Here is a 25,522-nt window from a genome sequence, read left to right as displayed (position 1 = left end):
TATTAAATAAAACAGCTGCGGGGTTGATACCCGCTGTTTTTATTTAACGTATACCTCGCCCTTATAAGGCTCTATCACCGAATGAAAGCTATAACCGGCAATATGCACCAGGAAATAGGTCATTATATCGCACCAGCAAATTTCATCTTTAAACATTTCCAATTGTGGTAAAGATCCGCGCTGACAGCTTTGTTCCTTGTCGTAATCATATTCGCCGTCATTATCTTTACACCACTTTTTGAAAAAATCGAATTCTTTAGGATCTGAAAATACAATCTTGAAGAAAGTTTCTTCACGGACGTCTTTCAGGTCATCGTTCATGTAGTGATGGTATTTATGCCGATGGCGGATGATCTTGGCTGTGGTCATAAGGTGATGGATTTATACAGTAACCGTATTAGCTTTCCTTTGTTCTAAGTTAGGGTCAGACTGAACTTTTTTTGCCCACACAACTGCCCACATGATGTTTTTCCAGAGCAGGTCAATTTCACTAAATCCAGCTAGTTCCAGCTGCTGCAAATGCCATCCTACAGGAGTATGAAAATCATGAGCAGTCTGGTGCTCCATCCACATTGTCCAGTTCTCCTCCGTCGATCCGAGCTTAAGGGCTTCTTCCTTCCACCGTGAAATGTGCTTTTGGTAAATTTCATCGGTTATCCCACGGGTTTGGTCCGCAAAAATAAACAGGCCGTTTACGGACAATGCCTGGAAAACCTCCTGGTATAGTTTTACTTTATCCGTATCCTGAATATGATGAATGGCAATGCTGGAGAGTACAAGGTCATAAGATCCGGGAGCCAAATGCATGTCACGAAAGTCCGCCTGGATATAGCGGATGTTGGGACGGTCTGCAAACCGCTTTTGACTTTCTTTAAGAATGTCCTCCGATAGATCAAGAGCATCAATCTCCGCTTCAGGGTAATGCTTTAATATTTGCTCCGTCAGGTTCCCTGTCCCGCAACCCAGGTCCAATATTCGTTTCGGTTTACAATCTTCCGGAATGTAATGAAACATGTTATACAATAATTCGCCATAGCGTGGTACACATTTGCTGATGAGATCAGTATACTGACTACTCAGCTGATCGTAAAAGGATTGAACGGATTTCATTCTACTAGATGGTAGTTAGTATTTGGTAAATAGACCGTAACGGGAACGCTATTGCTGAATAAAATTGCAGTATATTTTTCTAAATGTCCTATTTTCACGGTTTTAAATTTGGATATGAAATTACTCGAAGGAAAAACCGCGCTAATTACAGGAGCATCAAAAGGTATTGGCCGTAAAATCGCTGAAAAATTTGCAGAGCATGGCGCAAATGTGGCATTTACCTATTTATCGTCGGTAGAACAAGGCCAGGCATTAGAGCAGGAACTGCAAAACTTTGGAACAAAGGTTATCGGATATCGATCGGATGCTTCAAAGTTTGATCAGGCTGAAAAACTGATCAGTGATATAGTTACTGATTTCGGAACTCTTGATATAGTTGTGAATAATGCGGGCATCACCAAGGACGGCTTGCTGATGCGCATGACCGAAGAAAACTGGGATGATGTGTTGAACGTAAACCTGAAATCAATCTTTAATGTAACGAAGGCTGCCTCGAAGGTTATGATGAAAAATCGTAAAGGGGTTTTTATTAATATGAGTTCGGTTGTTGGTGTGCAGGGCAATGCAGGTCAGGCTAATTATGCGGCTTCAAAAGCGGGTATAATTGGTTTTTCTAAATCGGTAGCTAAAGAATTGGGGTCCCGTAATATCCGTACCAATGTGGTAGCACCGGGTTTTATCCGTACTGAAATGACTGAAGTTCTAGATCCGAAAGTGGTTGAAGGATGGGCTCAGGCTATTCCCCTTAAACGCGCCGGCGAAGCGGAAGATGTAGCTAACCTTTGTGTTTTCCTGGGGTCAGATATGAGTACCTATATCACTGGTCAGGTAATTCCGGTTGATGGAGGAATGTTGTAGATAGGTATTAGGTATAAGGTATCAGGTATTAGGTATTACTAATTTGAAATTGGCTGAGGCAAGTGTGGCAAGCCTTCATTAAGAATAATTGAGGGGAATTGTATATCTTAAACGATTGATTTAAAGAGTTCGGATAATTCAACCTTCGATAAAATGACATCTAACCGCTTTGTAATTCCTGCGCTTATTCTCGGTCTTGCAGCAGTAGTTTCCATGTTTATTTTCACGGGAACCTGGCGTAAAGTAAGGAGCGAAAACCAAACAATTACCGTTACCGGTTCGGCTAAAAAGGTGATGATCTCGGATCTGGGAATACTTAGAGGAACTCTTTCTGCTTCAGGTGCTACAGCCAGCGATGCGTACAGGGCTTTGGAGTCGCAAAAGCCGATACTAGTGGAGTATATCCGATCAAAGGGTTTTCCTGCTGATAAAATCACTTTTCAGACCATCAGCAATTATCCCATCTATAATTATAATCAAAACGGACAGCAAATGGACATTCGTTCGTACAATGCTTCCCAGATGATCGATATTCAATCAAACGATGTGGAGCTGATTAAGGCAATATCTTTAGAGATCAGTTCGCTTGTGGAAAAAGGAGTAAACTTCCAGGTAAATCCTCCGGAATATTATTACACCAAAGTTGGAGACATCAAGATAGAAATTCAAGCTGAAGCGGCGAAGGATGCAATGACCCGGGGTCAGCGTATTGCCAAAGCTACCGGCAGAGAATTAGGTACTTTGAAAAGTGCACGGATGGGAGTGCTGCAAATAACTCCTGAAAACTCGAATATGACCTCGGACTACGGCATCAACGATGTTAGCTCGATTCGGAAAGAAATCACGGCGGTAGTGAATGCGAATTTTGCAATAGAGTAATGACGGGTAAAACATTGGTTTGGCTCGTTGGCTGTCTTGCTTCTGGTGTTGGATACGCATTTCTGTTATACAGCTGGAGTAGCAGGCTTAAAAAAAAGCCTCGCTATTTGCTGTTTACCTTAAGGACACTGGCAGTCAGTACGATTGCTTTCCTCCTTTTTGCACCAGCCATTAAAATCTCCTCAAAAACTGCCGAGAAACCGCTGATCATACTTGCTCAGGATAATTCAGCTTCAATCAGTATTTCTAAGGCTGCTGGATTCAATTCTAAGACTTATAGCGAGCAATTTGAGGCTTTGGAAAAAAAACTTTCTGAAGATTACGAAGTGCGTTCTTTGAGTTTCGGCTCAAGGGTTAATCAGGGCTTAAGCTTTAAATTTGACGAAAACCTTAGTAACCTCTCATCGATCTTTAAAATAATTGATAATGATTTCGCTAACCGAAATATTGGGGCGATTATCATGGCTTCTGACGGTATCTATAACCAGGGTGGAAATCCGGTATACGAAAGCAAAGATCTGCAAGCTCCGATCTACACAGTGGCACTGGGCGACACTATTCCTAAAAGAGATATCCTAATCTCAAATGTCAATTACAATAATATTGCTTACCTGGATAATCAGTTCCAGATTGAAGTGAGTATTGAGGCATTTCAAAGCCGCGGATCCAGCAGCACCCTAACGGTCTCAGATCAGTCCGGGTCACTATTCTCGCGGCCGGTTACGGTTAAAGAGAATGAGTTCAGAGTTACGGTGCCGATAACATTACCGGCAAAACGGAAGGGAATTCAGCGTTTCAATATTGATCTGTCGCCACTGTCCAATGAGCTATCTGTCGAAAATAACAGACAGACTATCTTTGTTGATATTATAGATGGTCGGCAAAATGTACTGATCATAGCGAATTCGCCCCACCCGGACATTGCTGCTTTACGGCAATCGATCGAAATAAACAAGGATTATGATGTCCAGTTAGCTCTTGCGGATGATATAAGTGTTGATGCTATTTCTAAAGCCGGTTTGGTTATTTTGCATCAGTTACCATCTGTAAATAACTCAGCACAAAAAATACTGCAGCAGATAGCCACTAAGCCGGTGTTATTTGTGCTCGGCGCGCAGAGTAATTCGGGTGCTTTTTCAGCATCCCAAAGCCTGTTAACCATTAATTCGTCGGGATCTACCCAGGAAGTGTTAGCGAAGGTCCCGAATGACTTTTATGCGTTCACACTAACTGAGATCACCAAAAGTAAAATCGAGGGCTTCGCACCGCTAATCGCACCTTTTGGTAATTACGGAATGAAAGGGCCCGGTTCTGTTGCATTGACCCAACAGATCGGTAAGGTGAATACCAGCATGCCCTTGTTAGTGTTTGGAGGTGATCAGCAACGGAAGATTGGTATTCTGGCAGGTGAAGGGATCTGGCGCTGGCGACTGGAAGAATTTCAGGAAAGCAATAGCCATGAGGGCTTGAATGAGCTGGTGAGCAAAACTATTCAGTATCTCTCCAACCGGGATGATAAGCGGAAGTTCAGGGTTTACCCGGCTAAAAATTCATTTGACGAGAACGAGCATGTGATTGTAAACGCCGAGCTGTATAATGATGCATATGAATTGGTCAACTCCCCGGATGTGAATGTGTCTTTGAAAAATAAGGAGGGTAAAAGCTACTCCTATCTATTCTCTAGAAGCGGTAATTCCTACACACTGGATGCCGGTATTCTGCCGGCGGGTGAATATAGTTTTGACGCCAGGACCAGGTTTGGAAACAAGGCTCAGACCGCTTCAGGAGAGTTCGTCATCAAACAGCAACAGGCGGAATTTCAGCAAACAAGAGCTAATCACCAATTGCTTTATGCGTTGTCCGAACAAAACGGCGGAAAGATGATCTATCCAAACCAGTTAGGCAGTCTTCCAGATTTGATAAAGGCAAATGAGAATGTGAAGACCATTGTTTATGAAGACCGGAAGTACGAGGAGGCAGTAAATTACAAGATTATCTTTTTCCTGATATTGGGTCTATTGACTTTTGAATGGTTTATGAGGAAGAGGAATGGGGAGGTTTAAAATTTAGCCGTTTAAAATACAGGAGCTTCGCTTTCCTGACAGCGCTAAAAGAAAGATTTACTCTCTTTTTTAGGATCTTCTTTGATAATTACAAACACATCTTCGTTTTCCTTTTTCATCAGGTATTTTTCACGGGCGAACTTTTCAAGCTTCTCTTTATCGGTACTAAGCTCGTCGAGGTCTTTTCGGGCTTTTTCTGTTTCCTTGATATAGAACTCTTTCTCGGCTTGAAGTTTACTTACCTGGGTGCGGTAGTCATACTGTGACATCAGGTCATTACGGTCAAAAAATAACATCCACACTACAAAGGCTGTAGCAGACAGAAAGTACTTATTGCTTAGTAGACTAATAAACCTGTTCATCAATTGCAAATTAACAAAAAACATCCGAAGAATTATCTCCGGATGTTTCGTTGTACTGTTTAATATATCTTCAGCTAAAGCTGTTGACCTTATTTTTTTACGTATTTGAAATCACGTCCAATAAAGCGTGCTGCACTACCTAGTTCTTCTTCTATACGAAGCAACTGGTTGTATTTAGCTACCCTGTCTGAACGTGATGCTGAACCGGTCTTAATTTGTCCGCAATTTAGCGCTACTGCCAGATCTGCAATAGTTACATCTTCAGTTTCTCCCGATCGATGAGACATTACAGAGGTATAACCACTATTCTGAGCCAATGATACCGCATTAATCGTTTCTGTTAAAGAACCGATCTGATTAACTTTCACTAGAATTGAGTTCCCGGTGTTATTGTCGATACCTCTCTGCAGACGGGTTACATTAGTTACGAATAAATCATCACCAACTAATTGAACTTTGCTGCCGATTCTTTCGGTTAACAATTTCCAGCCATCCCAGTCATTTTCATCCATTCCATCTTCAATAGAGATGATCGGGTATTTTTCTGCTAATTGAGCAAGGTATTCAACTTGTTCTGCACTTGTGCGCACAGCCCCTTTATCACCTTCAAACTTTGCGTAATTATATTTTCCGTCTTTGTAGAATTCAGATGCCGCACAGTCAAATGCCAGGTAGATATCTTCCCCAGCTTTGTAGCCCGCTTTTTCTATCGCTTGTAAAATTGTTTCAACAGCGTCTTCCGTACCATCAAACTTAGGAGCAAAACCACCCTCGTCGCCTACTGCAGTAGAAAGGCCGCGATCATGCAAGATCTTTTTAAGATTATGGAAAACTTCGGTTCCCCAGCGTAAAGCTTCAGAGAAGGAAGGAGCGCCAACGGGCATGATCATAAATTCCTGAAATGCAATTGGTGCATCAGAGTGAGATCCTCCGTTAACGATGTTCATCATGGGGATGGGAAGTGTGTTTGCATTAACACCTCCTATATACCTGTATAAAGGCTGACGGCTTTCCTGAGCAGCTGCTTTAGCAACCGCCAGAGAGACACCTAAGATAGCGTTTGCACCAATTTTGCCTTTGTTTTCAGTTCCGTCAATCTCGAGCATTAAACTATCGATCATACTTTGCTCGAAAACGTCTATTCCTTTCAGCTCTTTGGCTAGTATTTCATTGACGTTTTTAACAGCATTTAATACACCTTTTCCCATGTATACTCCCTTATCGTCGTCACGAAGCTCTACGGCCTCGTGCATGCCGGTTGAAGCGCCTGAAGGCACTGCGGCTCGTCCAAGGATACCGTTTTCTGTTATTACATCAACTTCTACCGTCGGATTTCCGCGGGAGTCTAAGATTTGTCGGGCGTGTACATCAATGATTAAGCTCATTCTTTTTTGTTTTTTTAAATAATGGCATCGAGAAATAAAAAGTCTTAGCGTAATGAAAACACTAAGACCTTAATATTCAAAATTAGATTTTTTATAACGATTGCAAAGCATTTTGCGGTTAATATCCTTTAGGGATTTAGAGAACTGATATTATTTTTTCATCATTTCAACAAAGTCATCGAACAGATATCTTGAATCATGAGGTCCGGGTGAAGATTCAGGGTGGTATTGAACTGAGAATGCTTTTTTACCTTTTACCCGTATTCCCTCTATAGACTGGTCGTTTAAATTCAAATGAGTAATCTCTACCTTGTCTGAACTCCGTACCTGCTCGGGAATAACACCGAACCCGTGGTTTTGTGAGGTAACTTCGCAATGGTCTGTGATGATGTTCTTAACCGGATGGTTCAATCCACGGTGACCATTAAACATTTTCATGGTACCTATTCCATTCGCCTGGGCTAATAACTGATGACCAAGGCAAATACCGAATAGGGGTTTGTCAGCAGCTAGTATCTCCTTAACAGTTTCAACCGCATAAGGCATCGCTGCAGGGTCGCCAGGACCGTTAGAAATAAAATAGCCGTCGGGATTCCATTTTTGCATTTCTTCAAAAGTGGTTTTAGCAGGGAATACCTTGGCATAAACCCCGCGGCTGTCGAAATTGCGCAGGATGTTTTTCTTAACCCCCAGGTCTAAAACTGCAACGCGGTGAGGACCGTTTTCATCACCCGAAAAATAGGGCTCTTTGGTCGAAACCTGTGATGATAATTCTAAACCATCCATAGAAGGTACTAAGGCAAGTTTCTCCTTCAATATAGCCAGATCAAGAATTTCCGACGATATAATGGCATTCATTGCACCTTTATCGCGAATATGGCGAACGAGAGAACGAGTGTCTACATCAGAGATGCCTACGATATTTTGATCCTGAAAGTAATCCTGGATCGAAGTGTCAGACATTTTGCGACTATAAGCGATATTGAAGTTCTTACATACCAATCCGGCAATTTTGATGGCTCCTGATTCTATCTCATCATGATGAATTCCATAGTTACCTACATGAGAGTTTGTAGCAACCATGATCTGGCCAAAATAGGAAGGGTCAGTGAAAATCTCCTGGTAACCGGTCATGCCTGTATTAAAGCATATTTCACCGGTAGTAGTGCCAATTTTTCCGGCGGCTTTTCCGTGATATACAGTGCCGTCTGCCAGAAGCAATATTGCAGGTAGTTTGGTGTAATTAATCATTAATGGTAATGGTTTTTTGAAATAAAAAGAAAAAAGAGTTTGAACCGGAGGTTTCCGGAGGTGTTGGAGGTAACACAGTGAAGTTAATTACTTCATTTTTCACGGGAGACAAAGTTAGTCTTTTCAACTAAAGATTGAGCATGAAATGTTCAGTTGTTTATCATATTTAAATGTTCCGTCGAATATATTTCTTAATTATACCTTTGCTTTAATCTTGTACTAACTCCAGACATATGTCAGTTCATAAAGAGCTTAAACGTATTACCACCAACACTATTCAGGAAATGAAGCAGAAAGGCGAAAAGATCGCCATGTTAACGTCCTATGATTATTCAATGGCCACCATTGTGGACGATGGAGGTATCGATGTAATTCTTGTTGGTGATTCGGCTTCAAATGTAATGGCAGGGCACGAAACAACTCTTCCGATTACTTTAGACCAAATGATCTATCATGCGGCTTCTGTTGTACGGGGTGTAAAACGTGCACTTGTGGTGGTAGATCTTCCATTTGGCTCTTACCAGGGAAATTCAAAAGAAGCCCTAAACTCAGCTATAAGGATTATGAAAGAATCCGGGGCGCATGCGGTAAAACTTGAAGGTGGTGCTGAAATTAGAGAATCCATCGAGCGAATTATTACAGCGGGAATCCCGGTAATGGGGCACCTTGGTTTGACTCCTCAGTCTATATATAAATTCGGGACCTATACTGTAAGAGCAAAGGAAGAGGCCGAGGCAGCCAAATTGAAAACAGATGCACTGGTATTACAGGAAGCAGGTTGTTTTTCTATAGTGCTTGAGAAAATTCCGGCAGCTCTGGCAGGGGAAGTAACCAAATCTTTAAAGATCCCTACGATTGGCATTGGTGCCGGGCAGCACTGCGATGGACAGGTTTTAGTCGTTAATGATTTGTTAGGTCTGACTAAAGGCTTTCACCCGAGGTTTTTAAGGCAGTATTTAGATCTTTATGATCAAATTAATGCCGCTGTGCAGGCATATGTTAAGGATGTTAAAGAATCTGATTTCCCAAACGAGAAAGAGCAATATTAGTATCAAGCTCTAAGGAGGAATGAATTACGTTTCGAATAAATGAATAAAGCAGAAGCAAAAAAAGATAAGTATCTGCCCGGTCAGGATATTACCGATAAGGACATTCTTTTTGAAGACAATCATCTTATCGCGGTAAATAAAAGAGCGGGTGACATTGTGCAGGTGGATGAAACAGGGGATGAATCACTTGATGAAAAGGTCAAAAAGTACATTGCCAAAAAATATAATAAGCCTAATGGTGCTTTTCTTGGGGTCGTTCACCGTCTGGACAGACCGGTTAGTGGCGTAATCCTGTTTGCCAAAACGAGCAAAGCCCTTGACCGGGTAAACAAAAAGTTCAAAGACCGGGAGATGAAGAAGACCTACTGGGCAGTCGTTCGTAATCGCCCAGTTATTGAAGAAGGGAATCTGGTGCACTGGCTTGTCAAAAACCCACAGAAGAACGTTACAAAAGCCTATGATAAAGAAGTTGAGGGAAGCCAGCGGGCGGAATTAAATTATAAGCTAATTGGTGAACTTGGGGGCTATTACCTTATCGAAGTGGATCCGATAACAGGTCGCCCACATCAGATAAGAGTTCAGTTATCTACTTTAAATTGCCCTATTGTTGGCGACAATAAATATGGTTATCCACGGGGGAGTCTTAAAAAGAGTATTTGCCTTCATGCCCGCCGGCTAAGGTTTTTGCACCCGGTAAAGTTAGAGCCCGTTGATATTCTTGCCCCTTTACCTCATGATGGTTTCTGGGAACGTTTTGAAGTTTTTGCTTAGCCATTCTTCACCGGGGTGATTATCTTTTAAAACCTTAAAATCTGTTTCCGGTTATTAGGTTTAAGCTAACCTTCATTATGAAAAACCAAAAAGAAACTCCGGAAGATCCCCTAAATAACCCCAGCGGAACAGTAACGTCCGGCAGCACCCTCTCTTACTGGACCGACTCTGTTCAGCCTATTAAATTTCAGCGCATTGCCGGTAATCAGCAAACGGATGTCGTCATTGTTGGTGCCGGGATTGCCGGGATCACAACTGCGTATTGCCTTGCCAAATCAGGTAAGAAAGTTATTGTACTGGATGATGGTTTTGTTGGGAGTGGAGAAACAGGAAGAACAACCGCACACGCTACAAATGCTTTAGATGATGGCTATGCTGAAATAGAACGGCTTCATGGAAGCGAAGGTGCGAAAATTGCCGCCGACAGTCACACTGCTGCGATCGCCTTTATTGAATCGACCGCTATGCAGGAAAATATTGCCTGCGATTTTAAAAGATTAAACGGTTATCTATTTCTTCATTCCACCGATAAGAAGGAGTCTTTGGATGAAGAATATGAAGCTACTCACCGAGCAGGCATTCCTACAGAGCTTATAACAGGAGTACCTGGTATCGAGATCGAGAACGGACCTTGCTTAAAATTCCCACACCAGGGTCAGTTTCACCCGCTTAAGTATCTGGCGGGGCTAACCGACAGTTTAGTTAAAATGGGAGTAAAGATCTATACAGAATCCCGTGCGACTGATATTAGTGAGAATTTAGTGAAAACCGAAAACGCTTTTGAGATAAGGGCAAATCATGTGGTAGTAGCCACCAATACTCCCGTAAACGATCTGTTCACTATACATACCAAACAGTACCCCTATCGTACTTATGTTATCGGTCTACTGCTGCGCAAAGCCTCCGTGGAACCGGCTCTTTGGTGGGATACAGGTAACCAGGAGTCTGAATGGTTAACTATGCCATACCACTATGTAAGGACGCAGGCTTACAATGACGAATATGATCTGCTGATATGTGGTGGTGAAGATCATAAAACCGGGCAGGAAGATAATGAAGAGAAAGATGAAACCGCACGGTACCAAAGCTTAGAGGCTTGGACCCGTAAGCGTTTTCCTGACGCAGGCGAAGTAATTTATCGTTGGTCAGGACAGGTAATGGAGCCTCTGGATGCAATGGGGTTTATTGGCCGCAATCCCGGTGACAAGCATATTTATATAGTGACTGGTGATTCCGGCAATGGCATAACGCACGGAACTATTGCGGGCATGCTGATCGGTGATCTGATAAGCGGCCGAGAGAATCCCTGGGAACAATTGTATGATCCTTCCAGAATATCCCTTAAAGTTGCAGGGGATTATTTAAAGGAAGCCGGTAACATGGCTCTTCAATACGGTGATCATCTCTCTAAGGGTGACGTTAGTTCGATAGAAGAATTGCAGTCCGGTGAAGGGGCTATAGTTAGCTCGGGAATAAAGAAATATGCGGTTTACAAAGATGAAAATGGCCAGGCATACACTTTCTCAGCTATATGTCCGCATTTAGGATGTATTGTTCACTGGAATGCCGGCGAGAAATCATTCGATTGTCCTTGCCATGGGTCGCGTTTCACATGCCAGGGAAAGGTGCTAAACGGCCCGGCTTTATCTGATCTGAAAAGTGCCGAAATTAGCTAAACGCTTTTAACTCCGGTTATAGGTTATTTAAGGCAAGTAATTAAATCATTACCCAGGTTTTTGTTTGTACTGTGGTTGATTTAGTATCTTTCCGCCGTAAAATATTCGACTGATATGACTCCTGAAGCAGAAAAACAAATTATTTTTAAGCAAATAGAAGATGAACTGAACCTTAAGGGTTTTGGGATAAATAAACAGGATCAAACCAGACCATGGGGCGGTTTCTTTGTTATCAATGAAGACCAGGCTCAGCAATTTGCTGACACATACTTCGATGGAATTCCGGTAGAAGAGTTGAAAATTTCTGGTAAACTCAGCCCTAAGATTCTTGTAGTTGCACCAGATAAACGACTTTCCTGGCAATATCACCATCGCCGTGCAGAAATATGGAAGGTGATCAGAGGCAATGTTGGGGTTATCACCAGCTTTTCTGATGAGGAAGGCCAGCTTCAGATTCTAAATTCCGGAGATTTGATCAGATTAGACCAGGGACAACGTCATCGTTTGATAGGTACCGGGGGCTGGGCGATTCTTGCGGAGATCTGGCAGCATACTGATCAGCAAAATCCTTCTGATGAAGATGATATAGTCCGTGTTCAAGATGATTTCGGCCGGTAACAAGTATTATTTTCCTGTTTCCATGTAAGGCGCATCAACCGGCTTTGATTCTGGGGAACCTTTTTGACGAAGGTAGATTGATAGAAATACGATAGACAGAACTGACAGAAATTCGCTCTGCCAGTTCTGCAGTGATTCAAACCATAGTTTGCTGTTGAATAAGTACTGTCCGGCCGTTTCTATAGGCTTACCGTCCAGCCTTTGCTCTATATTGTATACTTCAAGGCTTCCGCTAAGATGTAAGAAGAAAGAGATGGCGAATAGGAGCAGGAAAGCTATCGATAGGGAATTTTGGTAAAGTGTTAGAATAATGCCTCCCTGCTTAACAGGCCAGGGGGCATCTTTGTGGGGTTGAGGTTCCCGATCTACCTCCTCGTCTTCGTCCAGTTTCTTGGATTCGGATGAACCGATTTGGCGAAGCTTTACTGTCAGCAAAACATACAGCGCCATTTGCAGGAACTCACTTTCCCAATTTTCAAACGTTGCTTCGACAAAGTGCCCGGTACTTACATAGTGGATAAATGGTACCTCCGGGACGTGTTTCTCAACAAGTTCTTTATTATACTCAACCCAGCCAGTAGCATATTGGCCGCAAAGAGTGATAATCGTTAGTAATGTAAAAACGATGGAGAGTCCGTTTTTATAAAAGAATGAGTGCTTGCTTTTCCTCACCATGGACGAGCGTTTAATAGATATAATTACTCCCAAAAAGACAATTCCGACATTTAGTCGGAATTGTTCACCTTAAAATAGGTAATTGTGATTCACAGGTAGATTGAGGATCGTATTAAGAAGCTAACGGCTGATTAAGTTCCCAATGAATAATTTTAGTACGGGCATATCTAACAGACTTGATTTCTGCAGATAATATATCGCGTAGTTGAGTGTCGAATTTCTCGATTAATTTTTCTGTGGCTGAGTTGCGTTGCTTTTTCATATCGTAAAGTTTTTGATTGAGTTAATTGTCTTATTCTTGTTCCAGATCAGTTAAATTTTCATTTCTCCGGTCTGCTTCTTTTTTGGCTCTTTCTAATTTTTCAAGATCACGCGTATCATCTGCTTTTTCTGGATTTGAAGGATTCTCCCAATCTTTTTCATTTGGATTCTCCTCTTTCTTATATCGCCCGGGTGTTGGTTTCTTAATCATCACTTATTCGCTGTATAATGATTGACTATATTCTAATAGTATGCCAATTTTAAATTGTTGATGTAATAGGCTGTTTCTGTATGCAATGAGTGCTGTTTTCGTTGGTTTTGCTGTAGTTTTGTAAGACTCTGCAGGAAGATTTATAGACACATGTATATTAAAATGAATACATGATATTCTAAATGTTCCAGATTCGCTTAGAGTTATGTGTAAATGTTAATATTTAAGGACACAATACCCTTTGCAAAATTTTAGCTTTGCATTGGATTCTTAAAAATGGCAGATATAAATTATAGTGAAGATAACATTCGGTCTCTCGACTGGAAAGAACATATACGCTTAAGACCGGGAATGTATATTGGCAAGTTGGGCGACGGTTCAGCTTATGACGATGGGATATATGTATTGCTTAAAGAAATTTTGGACAACTCAATCGATGAGTTTGTTATGGGAGCAGGCCGGACAATAGACGTCACTGTCACCGATGCAAAGGTTTCTATCCGCGATTATGGCCGAGGAATTCCATTGGGTAAGGTAATCGAGTGTGTCTCGAAGATGAATACCGGTGGTAAATATGATTCGAAGGCTTTTCAAAAATCAGTGGGATTAAATGGTGTTGGTACAAAAGCAACAAATGCGCTGTCATCAAATTTTGTTGTGCAGGCATATCGCGACGGCAAAACTAAAAAAGCAGAATTTTCGAAAGGTGAACTGATTGCAGATCATCCGGAAATAGATACCACGCAGCGCAATGGAACTTCTGTAACCTTTTATCCGGACGACTCAATTTTCAGACATTACCGGTATATTCCTGAGTTTGTTGAGAGCATGATTTGGAACTACGTGTTCCTGAACTCTGGCCTGACAATCAATTTTAATGGTAAAAAGTTCTTTTCAGAACGCGGATTATATGATCTCCTGGATAGGAATACTGATTCAGAAACAATCCGTTATCCCATTATCCATCTTAAAGGTGATGATGTTGAAATAGCGATGACCCATGGTCAATCCTATGGGGAAGAGTATTATTCATTTGTTAACGGCCAGCATACCACACAAGGAGGTACTCATCAGGCAGCCTTTCGGGAAGCCGTTGTAAAGACCATTCGTGAATTTTATAAAAAAGAATTCGATGCCGCCGATGTCCGCGCATCTATAGTTTCCGCAATTTCCATTAGGGTACAAGAACCTGTATTCGAATCTCAGACCAAAACGAAGTTAGGATCATTGAACGTGGCACCTGATGGGCCGAGTGTGCGAACGTTCATAAATGATTTTGTTAAAAAGTCACTCGATGATTATCTGCATAAACATCCCGCAGATGCTGATGCAATGCTTAAAAGAATATTGCAGTCGGAGCGTGAAAGAAAGGACATTGCCGGTATTAAAAAGCTTGCTAATGACCGCGCAAAAAAAGCATCATTACATAACCGTAAATTAAGGGACTGTAAAATTCATTTTGAAGACGCCCATGAACGGAAACAAGAAACTACTTTGTTCATTACAGAGGGTGACTCGGCCAGTGGTTCAATCACAAAGTCAAGAGATGTGATGACGCAAGCTGTTTTTAGTTTGAAAGGAAAGCCTTTAAACTGTTATGGTCTTACTAAGAAGGTAGTATATGAGAATGAAGAATTCAACTTGTTGCAGCATGCTCTGAACATTGAGGATGGCCTTGATAATTTGCGCTATAACAATATTGTTTTTGCAACTGATGCCGACGTGGACGGGATGCATATACGCTTGCTATTAATGACGTTCTTTTTGCAGTTTTTTCCTGATTTGGTAAAAGCAGGACATGTTTCGATTCTGCAAACTCCGTTATTCAGGGTTCGTAACAAAAAAGAAACTATTTACTGTTACAATGACGAGGAAAGACAACGCGCTATTCACAAATTAGGGAATAAGCCTGAGATAACCCGTTTTAAAGGATTGGGTGAGATCTCCCCATCTGAGTTCGGGTTATTTATAGGGAAAGACATTCGTCTCGACCCTGTTATCTTAAGTAAAGAAGGAAGTATCAAGAATCTACTCGAATATTATATGGGTAAAAACACACCTGACAGACAGCAGCATATTATTAAGAATTTGCGTGTTGAAGTTGATTTTATCGAGGAAGAAAACCAGGCTATGGCTTTGGTTGCTGAAGACAGCATGTTGAGTGAGCCCGTCTTGTCAGAATAGAATTATTTCCTATCTTGGTTCCCCTCTCAAAAAGTCTATATTGACAGAGAGAGGCAATCAATTATGGAAGTTAAAACGATCTCTATAGTATATCAGGAATACTCATCTTTATCTGAACTTTCTGAACAGGATAGAATGCTATGTCTTGAAGCTAAGAATGCTCTTCATACTTCCTACTCTCCGTATTCAGAATTTCGTGTAGGCGCGGCACTACTTCTTGAAAGTGGTAAAATTATTTTCGGCAGCAATCAGGAAAACGTTGCCTTTCCTTCTGGTCTATGTGCCGAGCGGGTAGCTTTGTTCAGTGCCGGAGCTCAGCATGCTGACGATCCTATAGTTTCCATTGCTATCACCGCGAGATCTGAGAAGTTTGATATCCAAAATCCGGTTACCCCTTGTGGCTCCTGTCTGCAGGTACTCGGAGATTTTGAGCAGAGGCAAAACAGACCTATCCGCGTGTTGCTTTACTGTCTGGGAAAGAATATACTCGTGAATCCCGGTGCAGCCAACTTTCTTCCGTTCCAATTCATTGAGCATCGCCTTCAGGATTAGTCTTAGTAAGACCGCTCTTTTTAAAGTGGTATTTGAATTGGAGATTTAACCCGATAGATTTTAAATGTACCTTCCCTTGACCAATACCGGTAACAGGCAACCGCATATACGGTTCAACAACCAAACTGGTTTGCTTGCTGACAGGCTTTGCTATTCCAGCTGATAAGTTAAGTACACTCAGAAAATGCTGATTCTTATTCGAATAAGCATAGCTGGGACTTGGGTAAGATGGATACCCTGACGGGCTACTACCTACAATAATTGTATATTTTTCCTTTAGCATAAAATAGGATGACATCCCTGCAGACGCAAAGACGGTTCTCTTAGGAGATTCCAGAATGTTATAACTCAAGTTCAAAGGGACATCAAGCACCCGGCAATCAGCATCAATTGATTCGGCGTATTTTCCCGCGCTGGAATAAGCCCATGGAGCTTTATACTGATATGGCTCCGCAGAATAAACCTTTTTTGAATATGCAATCGCGGTGTTTACACTTAATCTCGGACTAATACGATAACTGAGCGCCAGGCCAGCGCTATTTCCAACACTGCTTTCAGAGAAATTGCTAATTGAATTTATATCAGGAGAGAGCGAAAGTCCTAGACTGAACCTGCTTCCCCGGTTTTCATCCGGACTCTCACTGTTTGTTTTTTGATGGGGTGCCGGAGGAACGAGCACATTATAATCAGTTAGATCAACGTTATCTGCATATAGGTTCTCGTGGTGCTGAAGATCCAATACATCAGTCAACGAAATCGAAGGTATAGCCGGATCACTATTTATAGTTTCACTCACATTTGCATCATCCCCAGGTCTGGGTACACTGAGCGTAACCAGTTCTGTAGAAAATGCCTCCTGATGGAGGTTCCGGTTTGTAGAAGTTGAGATCTTGGATGTTGTTGAGGAATGCTTTTTACCTAATAGAGCGTCGGACCTATCTGTACTCTTGCCTTCAGCTGGCGAAATTTTATAAGTTTCTGAAACTTTAACCTTGTTTTGAACTATCTCGTCAGTAGTAGAAACCGGTTTATTAAGCCACAATGAAATAAATAAAAGAGCCACAGCTGCAGCCACAGAGGCAGGAAGCCACCAGACAAGGCTTTTCCTTGTTTTACGTTTTGGAAGCATTTTCTCTAAACCCTTCCAGTCCTGCTTATTATATTCCAGGTCCGGCGATTCCAGGTTTTCCCTGAAATACTGATCGATCGGGTTTTTGCTCAACTTCTTCATTGTTTGTTTTTCCATTATCCCCGTATAAGGGGATTATTTTGGGAGTGTTCAATTCTTCTTCCAGGTAATTTCTTAGCTTTTGACGTGCTTTAAATAAGTTAGATTTTGATGTTCCTTCTGATATGCCGAGCTTCTTGCCAATTTCTTCATGACTGTAACCATCAATGGCGTAGAGGTTAAATACGGTACGATAACCTGGTGGAAGGCGCTGGACAATCTTGAGAAGATCTTCATAGTTAAGCTTTTGACTGATACTAGCTTCTGTTGTTATCTCCTCTGCTTCGGAAAGGTCGGCCATGTATGCAAATTTCAGCCGGCTTCTGTAATGATCGATAGCAGTATTGGTCATTACCCTGCTTAGCCATGGCTTAAATGGTTTCGATGGATTAAATTTCTCGAAATTGGTCAGAACCTTTAGAAATCCGGTATTCATCACCTCTACAGCCTCATCCCGATCGTTACAGTAGCGCAGACAGATAGCCAAAGCAAAACCATAAAAACTCTGGTAAAGTTTTTTTTGGCTACCGGGGTCACCTCGTAAACATCCGTTACGAAGCTTTTCAGTTAAATCTGGAAGGGCAGTTTCCAATTGATCATTTTCTGATGTAGACACGATTACTTTGCGTAAAAGGTTGCCTCGGATTTTTAAAAAGAAGAAAATTGTTTATAGTAGATAAATATACACAGTAGAAAGCTGTGTATAATTTATCAATCTTATTTTGGCTTGAAAACTTATATTTACCCATCCCTAAAACAAAATAAAAAGGATGAGTGACGAGACAGATAATTCTAATAACGACCAACCTCTACATACAGTAACTTCACTTTCTGGTTTATATGAAAACTGGTTTCTTGATTACGCTTCTTATGTGATCCTTGACCGTGCGGTTCCGCATATTCATGATGGACTGAAACCAGTTCAACGACGCATTTTGCATTCTTTGAAGGAAATGGACGATGGCCGTTTCAATAAAGCAGCCAACGTAATTGGGAACACCATGAAGTACCATCCGCATGGTGACGCTTCTATCGGAGACGCCATGGTGCAGATAGGGCAGAAGAACTTGCTTATCGATATGCAGGGCAACTGGGGTGATCCGGTAACCGGAGATTCGGCTGCTGCACCCCGTTATATTGAGGCTAGGTTGTCGAAGTTTGCACTGGATGTGGTGTTCAACCCGGATACAACTGAATGGCAAAGCAGTTATGACGGCCGTAATAGAGAGCCTGTAACACTGCCTGTCAAATTTCCTTTGATGCTTGCCCAGGGAGCCGATGGTATTGCCGTAGGCCTGGCAACGAAGGTCATGCCCCATAATTTTATTGAATTGATTGATGCCTCCATAGAGGTGTTAAAAGGTACACGCCCCAATTTGTTACCCGATTTTCAAATGGGAGGCATGGCCGATTTTTCTAATTATAATGAGGGCATGCGTGGAGGTAAGATTCGCGTACGCGCCCGAATAATTGAAAGAGATAAGAAAACCCTGGCGATCACAGAGATCCCTTATACTACAACCACCGGCGGCTTGATTGACAGTGTTATATCCGCTAACGACAAGGGTAAAATTAAGATCAAGAAAATTGAGGACAATACCGCCAAAGACGTGGAGATCATCATTCACCTGGCGCCGGGAATTTCTCCTGATGTCACCATTGATGCGTTGTATGCCTTTACTGATTGTGAGGTTTCCATTTCGCCAAACACCTGTATTATAAAGGGCGATCGTCCATACTTTATGAGTGTGAATGATATCCTAACCGAAAGTACTCTTCACACGAAATCACTGCTTAAACAGGAGCTGGAAATTAAGCTTGCCGATCTTAAAGAAAAGATATTCTTTAGTTCCTTGCTTCGAATTTTCATTCAGGAAGGCATGTACAAAAATCCAGAATATGAGAATTCGGGCAATTTTGATACAGTGCTTGTTGTTTTGAGCCGATTGTTTGAACCATTCTTTTCCCAGTTTTATCGCGAAATACTTCCGGAGGATTACAAAAAGCTGATTGATAAACCAATGAGTAGTATCACCCGCTTCGATGTTAAAAAGGCGGATGAACAAATGAAGGCCCTAGAAAATGAAATTAAGGAAGTTAACCGACATCTGAAGCACCTCACCGATTATACAATTGCATGGTTTGAAAAGCTAAAGTCAAAGTACGGTGCCGGACGTGAACGTAAAACGGAGATCAGAGCCTTTGACAGAGTTGAGGCCTCAAAAGTTGCGTTAGCCAATGTCAAGCTATATATGAATCGTGAAGATGGTTTCATCGGCATCAGCCTTCGCAAAGATGAATTCGTTTGTGATTGCTCTGACCTTGATGAGATCATTGTTTTTCGTGAAGATGGAAAGTTTACTGTCTCCAGAGTGGCCGAAAAGACTTTTGTGGGAAAAGGAATAATCCATGCTCAGGTTTTTAAGAAGAACGACGATCGGACCGTCTATAATATGATCTATAAAGATGGTGAAACAGGTATCGCCTATGTGAAACGCTTTTCCGTGATGGGCGTTACCCGCGATAAGGAATATGATTTGACGAAAGGTAGTAAGGGTTCCAAATCACTGTACTTTACCGCTAATCAAAACGGTGAAGCTGAGATTGTGAATATTCAGCTCAAGCCGCATACTAAATTAAAGAAGCTGCAATTTGATCTGGATTTTGCGGAGCAGGCCATCAAAGGACGGAGCTCCATGGGCAATATTGTCACTAAATATCCAATCAGAAAAGTCACATTGAAGAGCAAAGGTGTATCCACATTAGCTGGTCGCAAGATATGGTTTGACGATATACTAAAACGTCTGAATGCTGATGGAAGAGGGACATATCTTGGCGAATTCGACGGAGACGACAAGATCATAACCATTAATCGGGACGGGGTTTACGAGCTCAGCAACTTTGATCTTAGTAATCATTTCGAAGACCATTTAAGGATCATCGAGAAATATGATCCGGAGAAGATTTTTTCGGTTATCTACCTTGATGGTAAATCAAAGAACTATTATCTGAAACGTTTCATGTTTGAGAATGTGACCATTGGTAAGAAAGCAAGTATTATTTCAGAGGAAGTTGGATCTAAACTTATACTAATAACAGGAGCAAAAGCACCCGTGGTGAAATTTCAGCAGTTAAAGGGCAAAAGTCAGCTTGAAGAGGAGGTGGAATTAAATCTTACTGAGGCGATAGATGTAAAAGGAATGAGAGCGATGGGTAACCGTTTAAGTCAGCATGAGGTTAAGAAGATCGAGCTGCTTACTGAAGAGGAGCCGGAGACTTTGAATGCTGCACCAGAGTTGGAAGAAGAACAACCTGTCCGGATTAAACCTGCAGGAGATGATGTAGTTGAAGTATTTGACGATCACGAAGGCGGCGGGACGCATATGGCTTCAGAAAAGTCATCACTTGCAATTGACATTACCGATGAAGCGGTTGGGAATAAAGTTAACGCTGAGCCTAAAGAGCTGGGTGATACCACAACTGCAAAATCTCCGAAGACTCCCCGCAAAGTAGATTTCGAGATTACCAACCCGGATGATGTGGATATAGATGATAAAGGTCAATTAGGTTTGTTCTGAAACGGAAAAAGGGACTTACGAATTTGATTCGTAAGTCCCTTATAACATCAATAGCTTATCACTTAAAATGTCATTCCGCTCTTCAGAGTGATATAGTTACCTTCATTAGATATTCCGTAACTACTGGAAAGCAAAAACTTGTTATACAGATTCACCCAGATGCCTGGTCCATACGCTTTGTGCCAGGTGCTATTCTCCGGATTATCAGAGAAAACTCTTCCTGAATCAAAAAATCCAAATGCTCCAAGATTCCCGGTCAAAATGTAATTACGGAAATTAGTTAGTTTGAAACGCAGTTCCATGTTCTGGTACAGATAGGAGTGTCCTGAAAAGCGATTGTTCCTGAAGCCTCTCAGGTTTGTATTGTTACCTAAGGAGTTGGCCTGATAAAATTTATAATCTCCTATGTTCGTCGCTGCACCCAGTCGGAAGGCTGCCGTTACAGGGAAGTTGAAGTTAGGAGTTGCATAAAATGATACATGAGACTGCAGTTGCAAATATTTGTCTGCATCGCCCTTTGCTTCGTTAAAATAACTTCCAGTCATTCTCAACCGGACGCCTGAGGTTGGAAAGATCTTGTTGTTCACATAATCAATATCCGCAAACGATCTTATTGAAAGAAAGTTGCTCGCATGGTCGATATCCTGTCGATCGGGGAAATCAGGGTCGGTTACATAAGTGTTCGATGGCTTTTCAACTCTGAAATACTCAAAACCCGGACCAATACCAACCTTGAAAGCTTCGGTAAAACGGTATTGAAGCAATGCTGTAACGCTCACATTATTAGTTCTGATTCTGAAGTAGTCAATATCATCTTTTAGGTTCGACGTTGAATTACCTTGTCCGTAATAGTTGAAAGTATACTTAGGCCCATTATATTCTGCATTGAAGATCACGTCAAGGTTCTGAGCAAAGACCGAGTACATATTAGCCCGGTAACGGACAGTATGGGCACCGGTTTTAGGAGCAATGTTCGCAGTGATACTATGTTCAAAACTATAAGGCAGTTTACGGAACCCAAAGTGTTTTTTACCCCAGCCTCCGCCGATAAACAAACCATCATCAGAGTTAAAATCGAACGATGGCTGTATACCTGCCTTATCGTAAGTAAACGAGTTTGGGTCGTAATCATTAATCCACGTTTTATCAGACAACCGCAGAGCTGTATTCTTTCCTGCCTGGATATTATTACTTTCAGTATTCAAATCGAAAAACAAAGTTCTTCCATCTTCTGATTTGTCAATCAATGCATCTTTACCAGGGCCACCAACAGCTCTTATTTTAATAGGGTTGTTCGAATTACCAGTGATCAAAACGCTATCTCGCCCATTAAGACCGTATAGGTTTAATTCCTGAGTTTCTTTATTTACAAAAACCCTGTCAAAGATCTTATTATCAATTTTCTCATCCTTATCGATCTTATAGATCTGAATCCGGGTAGTCTTTTCATCACGATCTACTTTAAAAAACTCTTTTTTATCCGAGCCTGCAATCGTAACCTCCTTTGCTAATACCTCATAGTATTGCTCAGCAACTTTGGATAACTGATCACGACGTGATTTTAATTTCATAATGATCTCGTCACCTGATGTCTTAAAAACCTCACTCGGCATCCTGGCAACGGCATTTTCAATTACACTGTCGGTGAGCCTGGCTTGAATGTCTAAAGCTATTTTTTGCCACATGTCTTGCGAAAGCTTATTTAATAGGTTTCTATCAAGATTGCGGGCAGCAATTGAAAGCATGGCAGGGTCTTTTATCTCCGATTTGAAAGATTGGATGTCCGGCAGGATACCACTTGCCAAGCTCGGGATGAGCCCATCGAATTTGGTAAAGGCCTGATCACGATCTCTTGGAATTGGTCTGAACAATTTTCCTTTTTCCTTCTTAAATTCTGCCCATCGCCATTGATCCTCGTGCCTGTCCCAATCGCCAATCAATATATCAAACAATCTCGACCGTAAGTACATTTCCTGGTCAACTTCATTGTCATTATCCTCTTTTAGCTCGCTGTACATCTTGGTTGTGCTTACGGCATTTTTCGCATTCCCAAAAGAATTAAAGTCAGAAACATCTTCATCCGGCCTGGCTTCTATAATTCCAAGTTTTCCACCTACCTGTTGTATATACGGGCCAAGGAGTGTTGAATACGGCATGTATATTAATTCGGGGTTGGTATGGTAAATGCCAATAGCTTTAGCCATGCCTGGAATCATCAATGCGCCATAGGGATGAGCGGAGGATATCTGATCCTGGACGAAATCTTCAGCAAATGTTTTCAGGAACCCCTCAGGTAACAATGCAGCCGGGTTTTTCTCGACTGTCCGGAATTGGTAAATGTTTCCATCCTTTCCCTGGAGCTGTAAACTAGTGGTTTGTTTACCACCACCCATTTTTAAAGGAGTTAAACCGCCGGCAAAAACGGAAAGGTCGAGATACTTTACATTAATTGGAGTTGCCCAGGTATCACGATAATGCTCGCCAAATAACTTTCTCTTGAATTTCCCGGCAGTATACTCACTACCGGCAACAAGTGTCTTGGTGCTATCTTTATAGCTGATGAGTTTTTCTTCTTTAATCGCTGCCGGACCTTTTGGAGGAATGGCATATAAAGGGCTTCTGTAAACTATTTTACCGGTTGAGCCATCACCTACGGGCTCCCAAAACTCAATCCAGCATTGGCCGTTTTTGTAATAGTTAAGTCTTGCAAATCCCTTAGCCTTGCCGCCGCCGTATGCAAAGAGAGCATCGTTACCTTTAATCATAGAGGTAGTTTTACTGCCTGCGCCACTAATTACATGATTAATATCCTTGTATTTATTTAACTGCATGGCATGTTCGTGCCCTGTTGCTATCACAATATTTTTTTCTTCTTCTAAAACAGAAAGGAGGCCCCGCTTCAATTGCTGGTAATCTTTATTTGAAAGATCCTGACGTGAAATTCCATATTGTCTTAACAGCGGATATATGGAACCAATAACAGGAAGCGGGAAGTAATAATTATCGCGCACTAGTGTCAAGGGAAATATGTAATCTTTCAAAGTAAAATAACCGCCATGTCTGCCATTGCTGTATAAGGGATGGTGCATTGCGACTACTATATTTTTTCCGCGGTTGCGAATCACAATATCTTCTACCTGTTGAATCAGGTCAAGACGGCTCGCAGACGTACAGTTGTTATCCGGCGCAAGCGGTTTGTCATATTTTGTTAACCACCATTCGGAGTCAATAATAATGATAACCATATCATCAGTTGGATGAAGCTCCACCGGACCTCCACAACCATTACTTGGTAAAAATACATCGTTACTATCCAGGTAAGTTTCAACAAATTGCTCTTGACGGTATATTGCTTCCAATCCACCCGGACGGCTTTCATTCCAGTCATGGTTGCCAGGAACAATAATACTGCGACCCCTGAAGTTTTTTATCACCTCCATTTGTGAAATAATGCGTCTTTCTTTTTCTTCGCGATCAGAGGCTTCCGGTGGCGGTAATCCTCGCTCGTAAATATTATCACCCAGAAAGATAACTACGTCTTCAGGATGAGAAGAATTGACAAAAACGGTATCTGTAGTAGAACCGGCAGTAACCAAGGTGTCTTTCGGGAATAATTGAGACTGCAGCAGTTTTAACGTTGGCTCTTGCTTATCTTTTTCAGGAGCCCCCGCATCTCCGATCAGGAATACTGAATGTTCTAATTCAAGCGTATCTGGACTATGTGCTGTTTCCCAATTCTTTTGAGATTTATCGTAAAACGGCTTTAAACTGGTACAGGCATGTAGCCCAATACATACAGCGGCGATTAATAAAACGCTGGATATTCTAATTCGCATATTCCAGCTCTATAATGTTAGCCTTACCGTTTTTGCCTGCTTCGTTAGAAACGTATAACTTACCGTTTTCAGAAAAAGCTAAACCTTCAGGTTGTTTATGTTCTTTGCCCTCGAATTGAATAATCTGAGACATTTTTCCATCTGGTGTCAAAACTGCAATCAGGTTATTTATTGAAGACAATACAAATATGTTATTGGTCTTTGGATCCACCGTAATGGCCGAGGACCTGAAAACTTTATTGATGTTTTGATTTCCTAAAGCTTTCAGAAATTTCTTTGATGTCTCTACCAGAGCATCGCCTTTAAAATAATTTTCAATTTCATCCAGCTTGATTGTGTAGGCCGGAGTAGTATCTAGTGTCATGGTTGACAAGTTAAAAGCATAAATTTCTTTTGTATTTTCATCCTCATCCAGACCCTTGGCCTTCGCCGCCAAAAGCAATCGATTTTTTTTGGGCTCGTAGCCAAGGCCTTCAATATCATTATCTTTAGTTAAGGCCGTATTGAAACTTTTTACTACTGGTTTTGCAGACTGAAAAGCTTTTATCTGAACAATAGATCCATTACTGGAAACAATATAGACATCTTTATCAATCCGAACAAGATCTTCATAATCACCGGGCTTAGCAAATTCAAATTGTTTAACAATTTTTTGTTCGGCTAAATCGTACTGATAAAGAATACCTTCTTCGTCCTGAATAGCGAGTACAATATTATCGGTTAAAAACGTTATACCGGAAATTTCTGCCAAATCAGACGGCAGTTCATGCAACTTCAAATTTTTTGGTTGTTCCACTTTATTATCAGCTTGCTTATCTTCGGAATTGCTATCACTGCTATTTATAGGATTATTACATGATATTGCTAGCACAGCAAGCAATATCAGGGGAAACTTAATCATAGGTTTATGTATTTTTAGGCTTATTTACCATAATCATACCAGAGTAGTTGTAAATTTAAAGGTGGCACAGTTTT

At 41.5% G+C, this 25,522-nt stretch carries 22 protein-coding genes; 10 read left to right on the top strand and 12 right to left on the bottom strand.

The window, feature by feature from the left end:
- Positions 1-39: 39 nt before the first annotated feature.
- Both AC1MCB_RS12025 and AC1MCB_RS12020 read right to left on the bottom strand, forming a co-directional pair.
- The gene (locus AC1MCB_RS12025; protein WP_479964964.1) at positions 40-369 is read right to left on the bottom strand and encodes a hypothetical protein; all 330 of its coding nucleotides are present in this window, start codon (positions 367-369) and stop codon (positions 40-42) included.
- 12 nt (positions 370-381) lie between these two features.
- Positions 382-1,110 carry a class I SAM-dependent methyltransferase gene (locus AC1MCB_RS12020; protein ID WP_479964963.1) on the bottom strand — a complete coding sequence of 243 codons (729 nt, stop codon included), beginning with the start codon at positions 1,108-1,110 and terminating at the stop codon, positions 382-384.
- 114 nt (positions 1,111-1,224) lie between these two features.
- Here AC1MCB_RS12020 and fabG point away from each other — a divergent pair, with 114 nt between their 5' ends.
- The 3 genes from fabG to AC1MCB_RS12005 all read left to right on the top strand — a co-directional run bounded on the left by fabG (position 1,225) and on the right by AC1MCB_RS12005 (position 4,910).
- Positions 1,225-1,968 (top strand): 3-oxoacyl-[acyl-carrier-protein] reductase, encoded by a 744-nt coding sequence (gene fabG / locus AC1MCB_RS12015; RefSeq protein WP_479964962.1) that lies wholly within the window; start codon positions 1,225-1,227, stop codon positions 1,966-1,968.
- A 153-nt stretch (positions 1,969-2,121) separates the two neighbouring features.
- Positions 2,122-2,847 carry an SIMPL domain-containing protein gene (locus AC1MCB_RS12010; RefSeq protein ID WP_479964961.1) on the top strand — a complete coding sequence of 242 codons (726 nt, stop codon included), beginning with the start codon at positions 2,122-2,124 and terminating at the stop codon, positions 2,845-2,847.
- Entirely contained in the window at positions 2,847-4,910 is a 2,064-nt protein-coding gene (locus AC1MCB_RS12005; protein WP_479964960.1) for a hypothetical protein, read from the top strand. The genes AC1MCB_RS12010 and AC1MCB_RS12005 overlap by 1 nt, the downstream gene beginning before the upstream one ends.
- A 44-nt stretch (positions 4,911-4,954) precedes the next feature.
- On the opposite strand, the gene AC1MCB_RS12000 is transcribed toward AC1MCB_RS12005, so the two are convergent.
- The 3 genes from AC1MCB_RS12000 to carA all read right to left on the bottom strand — a co-directional run bounded on the left by AC1MCB_RS12000 (position 4,955) and on the right by carA (position 7,908).
- Positions 4,955-5,272, bottom strand: a complete 318-nt coding sequence (locus AC1MCB_RS12000) for an FtsB family cell division protein (protein ID WP_479964959.1) — start codon at positions 5,270-5,272, stop codon at positions 4,955-4,957.
- Between the two features lie 89 nt (positions 5,273-5,361).
- Complete coding sequence (gene eno / locus AC1MCB_RS11995; RefSeq protein WP_479964958.1) at positions 5,362-6,657, bottom strand: phosphopyruvate hydratase; 1,296 nt, start codon at positions 6,655-6,657, stop codon at positions 5,362-5,364.
- A 150-nt stretch (positions 6,658-6,807) separates the two neighbouring features.
- Entirely contained in the window at positions 6,808-7,908 is a 1,101-nt protein-coding gene (gene carA, locus AC1MCB_RS11990) for a glutamine-hydrolyzing carbamoyl-phosphate synthase small subunit (protein ID WP_479964957.1), read from the bottom strand.
- Between the two features lie 233 nt (positions 7,909-8,141).
- On the opposite strand from carA, the gene panB reads away from it, so the two are divergent.
- From panB to AC1MCB_RS11970, 4 genes are all read left to right on the top strand, one after another.
- Positions 8,142-8,957 (top strand): 3-methyl-2-oxobutanoate hydroxymethyltransferase, encoded by an 816-nt coding sequence (panB, locus tag AC1MCB_RS11985; RefSeq protein ID WP_479964956.1) that lies wholly within the window; start codon positions 8,142-8,144, stop codon positions 8,955-8,957.
- A gap of 39 nt (positions 8,958-8,996) precedes the next feature.
- Positions 8,997-9,728, top strand: coding sequence for an RluA family pseudouridine synthase (locus tag AC1MCB_RS11980; protein WP_479964955.1), 732 nt, complete (start codon positions 8,997-8,999; stop codon positions 9,726-9,728).
- 77 nt (positions 9,729-9,805) lie between these two features.
- Positions 9,806-11,404, top strand: coding sequence for an FAD-dependent oxidoreductase (locus tag AC1MCB_RS11975; protein WP_479964954.1), 1,599 nt, complete (start codon positions 9,806-9,808; stop codon positions 11,402-11,404).
- Positions 11,405-11,518: 114 nt separating this feature from the next.
- Positions 11,519-12,022: a cupin domain-containing protein gene (locus AC1MCB_RS11970; RefSeq protein ID WP_479964953.1), complete on the top strand. Its 504-nt coding sequence runs from the start codon at positions 11,519-11,521 to the stop codon at positions 12,020-12,022.
- Positions 12,023-12,028: 6 nt separating this feature from the next.
- Here the strand turns inward: AC1MCB_RS11970 and AC1MCB_RS11965 are convergent, their stop codons facing one another.
- The 3 genes from AC1MCB_RS11965 to AC1MCB_RS11955 all read right to left on the bottom strand — a co-directional run bounded on the left by AC1MCB_RS11965 (position 12,029) and on the right by AC1MCB_RS11955 (position 13,169).
- Positions 12,029-12,697, bottom strand: a complete 669-nt coding sequence (locus AC1MCB_RS11965; protein ID WP_479964952.1) for a DUF6766 family protein — start codon at positions 12,695-12,697, stop codon at positions 12,029-12,031.
- A 112-nt stretch (positions 12,698-12,809) separates the two neighbouring features.
- Positions 12,810-12,959: a hypothetical protein gene (locus AC1MCB_RS11960; RefSeq protein WP_479964951.1), complete on the bottom strand. Its 150-nt coding sequence runs from the start codon at positions 12,957-12,959 to the stop codon at positions 12,810-12,812.
- 30 nt (positions 12,960-12,989) lie between these two features.
- Positions 12,990-13,169: a hypothetical protein gene (locus AC1MCB_RS11955; protein ID WP_479964950.1), complete on the bottom strand. Its 180-nt coding sequence runs from the start codon at positions 13,167-13,169 to the stop codon at positions 12,990-12,992.
- Positions 13,170-13,445: 276 nt separating this feature from the next.
- On the opposite strand from AC1MCB_RS11955, the gene AC1MCB_RS11950 reads away from it, so the two are divergent.
- Together AC1MCB_RS11950 and AC1MCB_RS11945 are read left to right on the top strand one after the other, a co-directional pair.
- Complete coding sequence (locus AC1MCB_RS11950; RefSeq protein WP_479964949.1) at positions 13,446-15,353, top strand: DNA topoisomerase IV subunit B; 1,908 nt, start codon at positions 13,446-13,448, stop codon at positions 15,351-15,353.
- Positions 15,354-15,416: 63 nt separating this feature from the next.
- Complete coding sequence (locus AC1MCB_RS11945) at positions 15,417-15,905, top strand: cytidine deaminase (protein ID WP_479964948.1); 489 nt, start codon at positions 15,417-15,419, stop codon at positions 15,903-15,905.
- On the opposite strand, the gene AC1MCB_RS11940 is transcribed toward AC1MCB_RS11945, so the two are convergent.
- Entirely contained in the window at positions 15,880-17,151 is a 1,272-nt protein-coding gene (locus tag AC1MCB_RS11940; protein WP_479964947.1) for a porin family protein, read from the bottom strand. The genes AC1MCB_RS11945 and AC1MCB_RS11940 overlap by 26 nt on opposite strands.
- Positions 17,063-17,749, bottom strand: a complete 687-nt coding sequence (locus AC1MCB_RS11935; protein ID WP_479964946.1) for an RNA polymerase sigma factor — start codon at positions 17,747-17,749, stop codon at positions 17,063-17,065. The genes AC1MCB_RS11940 and AC1MCB_RS11935 overlap by 89 nt, the downstream gene beginning before the upstream one ends.
- Before the next feature lie 154 nt (positions 17,750-17,903).
- Here AC1MCB_RS11935 and AC1MCB_RS11930 point away from each other — a divergent pair, with 154 nt between their 5' ends.
- Positions 17,904-20,711 carry a DNA gyrase/topoisomerase IV subunit A gene (locus AC1MCB_RS11930; RefSeq protein ID WP_479964945.1) on the top strand — a complete coding sequence of 936 codons (2,808 nt, stop codon included), beginning with the start codon at positions 17,904-17,906 and terminating at the stop codon, positions 20,709-20,711.
- Positions 20,712-20,773: 62 nt separating this feature from the next.
- Here AC1MCB_RS11930 and AC1MCB_RS11925 read toward each other — a convergent pair whose 3' ends face one another.
- Positions 20,774-24,547 (bottom strand): BamA/TamA family outer membrane protein, encoded by a 3,774-nt coding sequence (locus AC1MCB_RS11925; RefSeq protein ID WP_479964944.1) that lies wholly within the window; start codon positions 24,545-24,547, stop codon positions 20,774-20,776.
- Positions 24,537-25,448, bottom strand: coding sequence for an SdiA-regulated domain-containing protein (locus tag AC1MCB_RS11920; RefSeq protein WP_479964943.1), 912 nt, complete (start codon positions 25,446-25,448; stop codon positions 24,537-24,539). The genes AC1MCB_RS11925 and AC1MCB_RS11920 overlap by 11 nt, the downstream gene beginning before the upstream one ends.
- Positions 25,449-25,522 lie beyond the last annotated feature (74 nt).

Source organism: Daejeonella sp. AP26 (assembly GCF_056680515.1).
Note: the sequence above shows the minus strand (reverse complement) of the source record. Positions and strands in the feature narration are given on the sequence as shown.

Coding starts and splice junctions, on each gene's coding strand:
- panB (WP_479964956.1), top strand. CDS start 8,142: ATGTCAGTTCATAAAGAGCTTAAACGTATTACCACCAACACTATTCAG.
- AC1MCB_RS12000 (WP_479964959.1), bottom strand. CDS start 5,272: ATGAACAGGTTTATTAGTCTACTAAGCAATAAGTACTTTCTGTCTGCT.
- AC1MCB_RS11930 (WP_479964945.1), top strand. CDS start 17,904: ATGAGTGACGAGACAGATAATTCTAATAACGACCAACCTCTACATACA.
- AC1MCB_RS12025 (WP_479964964.1), bottom strand. CDS start 369: ATGACCACAGCCAAGATCATCCGCCATCGGCATAAATACCATCACTAC.
- AC1MCB_RS11980 (WP_479964955.1), top strand. CDS start 8,997: ATGAATAAAGCAGAAGCAAAAAAAGATAAGTATCTGCCCGGTCAGGAT.
- AC1MCB_RS11960 (WP_479964951.1), bottom strand. CDS start 12,959: ATGAAAAAGCAACGCAACTCAGCCACAGAAAAATTAATCGAGAAATTC.
- AC1MCB_RS11955 (WP_479964950.1), bottom strand. CDS start 13,169: ATGATTAAGAAACCAACACCCGGGCGATATAAGAAAGAGGAGAATCCA.
- AC1MCB_RS11940 (WP_479964947.1), bottom strand. CDS start 17,151: ATGGAAAAACAAACAATGAAGAAGTTGAGCAAAAACCCGATCGATCAG.
- fabG (WP_479964962.1), top strand. CDS start 1,225: ATGAAATTACTCGAAGGAAAAACCGCGCTAATTACAGGAGCATCAAAA.
- AC1MCB_RS12010 (WP_479964961.1), top strand. CDS start 2,122: ATGACATCTAACCGCTTTGTAATTCCTGCGCTTATTCTCGGTCTTGCA.
- carA (WP_479964957.1), bottom strand. CDS start 7,908: ATGATTAATTACACCAAACTACCTGCAATATTGCTTCTGGCAGACGGC.
- AC1MCB_RS11925 (WP_479964944.1), bottom strand. CDS start 24,547: ATGCGAATTAGAATATCCAGCGTTTTATTAATCGCCGCTGTATGTATT.
- AC1MCB_RS11975 (WP_479964954.1), top strand. CDS start 9,806: ATGAAAAACCAAAAAGAAACTCCGGAAGATCCCCTAAATAACCCCAGC.
- AC1MCB_RS12020 (WP_479964963.1), bottom strand. CDS start 1,110: ATGAAATCCGTTCAATCCTTTTACGATCAGCTGAGTAGTCAGTATACT.
- AC1MCB_RS11965 (WP_479964952.1), bottom strand. CDS start 12,697: ATGGTGAGGAAAAGCAAGCACTCATTCTTTTATAAAAACGGACTCTCC.
- AC1MCB_RS11970 (WP_479964953.1), top strand. CDS start 11,519: ATGACTCCTGAAGCAGAAAAACAAATTATTTTTAAGCAAATAGAAGAT.
- AC1MCB_RS11920 (WP_479964943.1), bottom strand. CDS start 25,448: ATGATTAAGTTTCCCCTGATATTGCTTGCTGTGCTAGCAATATCATGT.
- eno (WP_479964958.1), bottom strand. CDS start 6,657: ATGAGCTTAATCATTGATGTACACGCCCGACAAATCTTAGACTCCCGC.
- AC1MCB_RS11950 (WP_479964949.1), top strand. CDS start 13,446: ATGGCAGATATAAATTATAGTGAAGATAACATTCGGTCTCTCGACTGG.
- AC1MCB_RS11945 (WP_479964948.1), top strand. CDS start 15,417: ATGGAAGTTAAAACGATCTCTATAGTATATCAGGAATACTCATCTTTA.
- AC1MCB_RS12005 (WP_479964960.1), top strand. CDS start 2,847: ATGACGGGTAAAACATTGGTTTGGCTCGTTGGCTGTCTTGCTTCTGGT.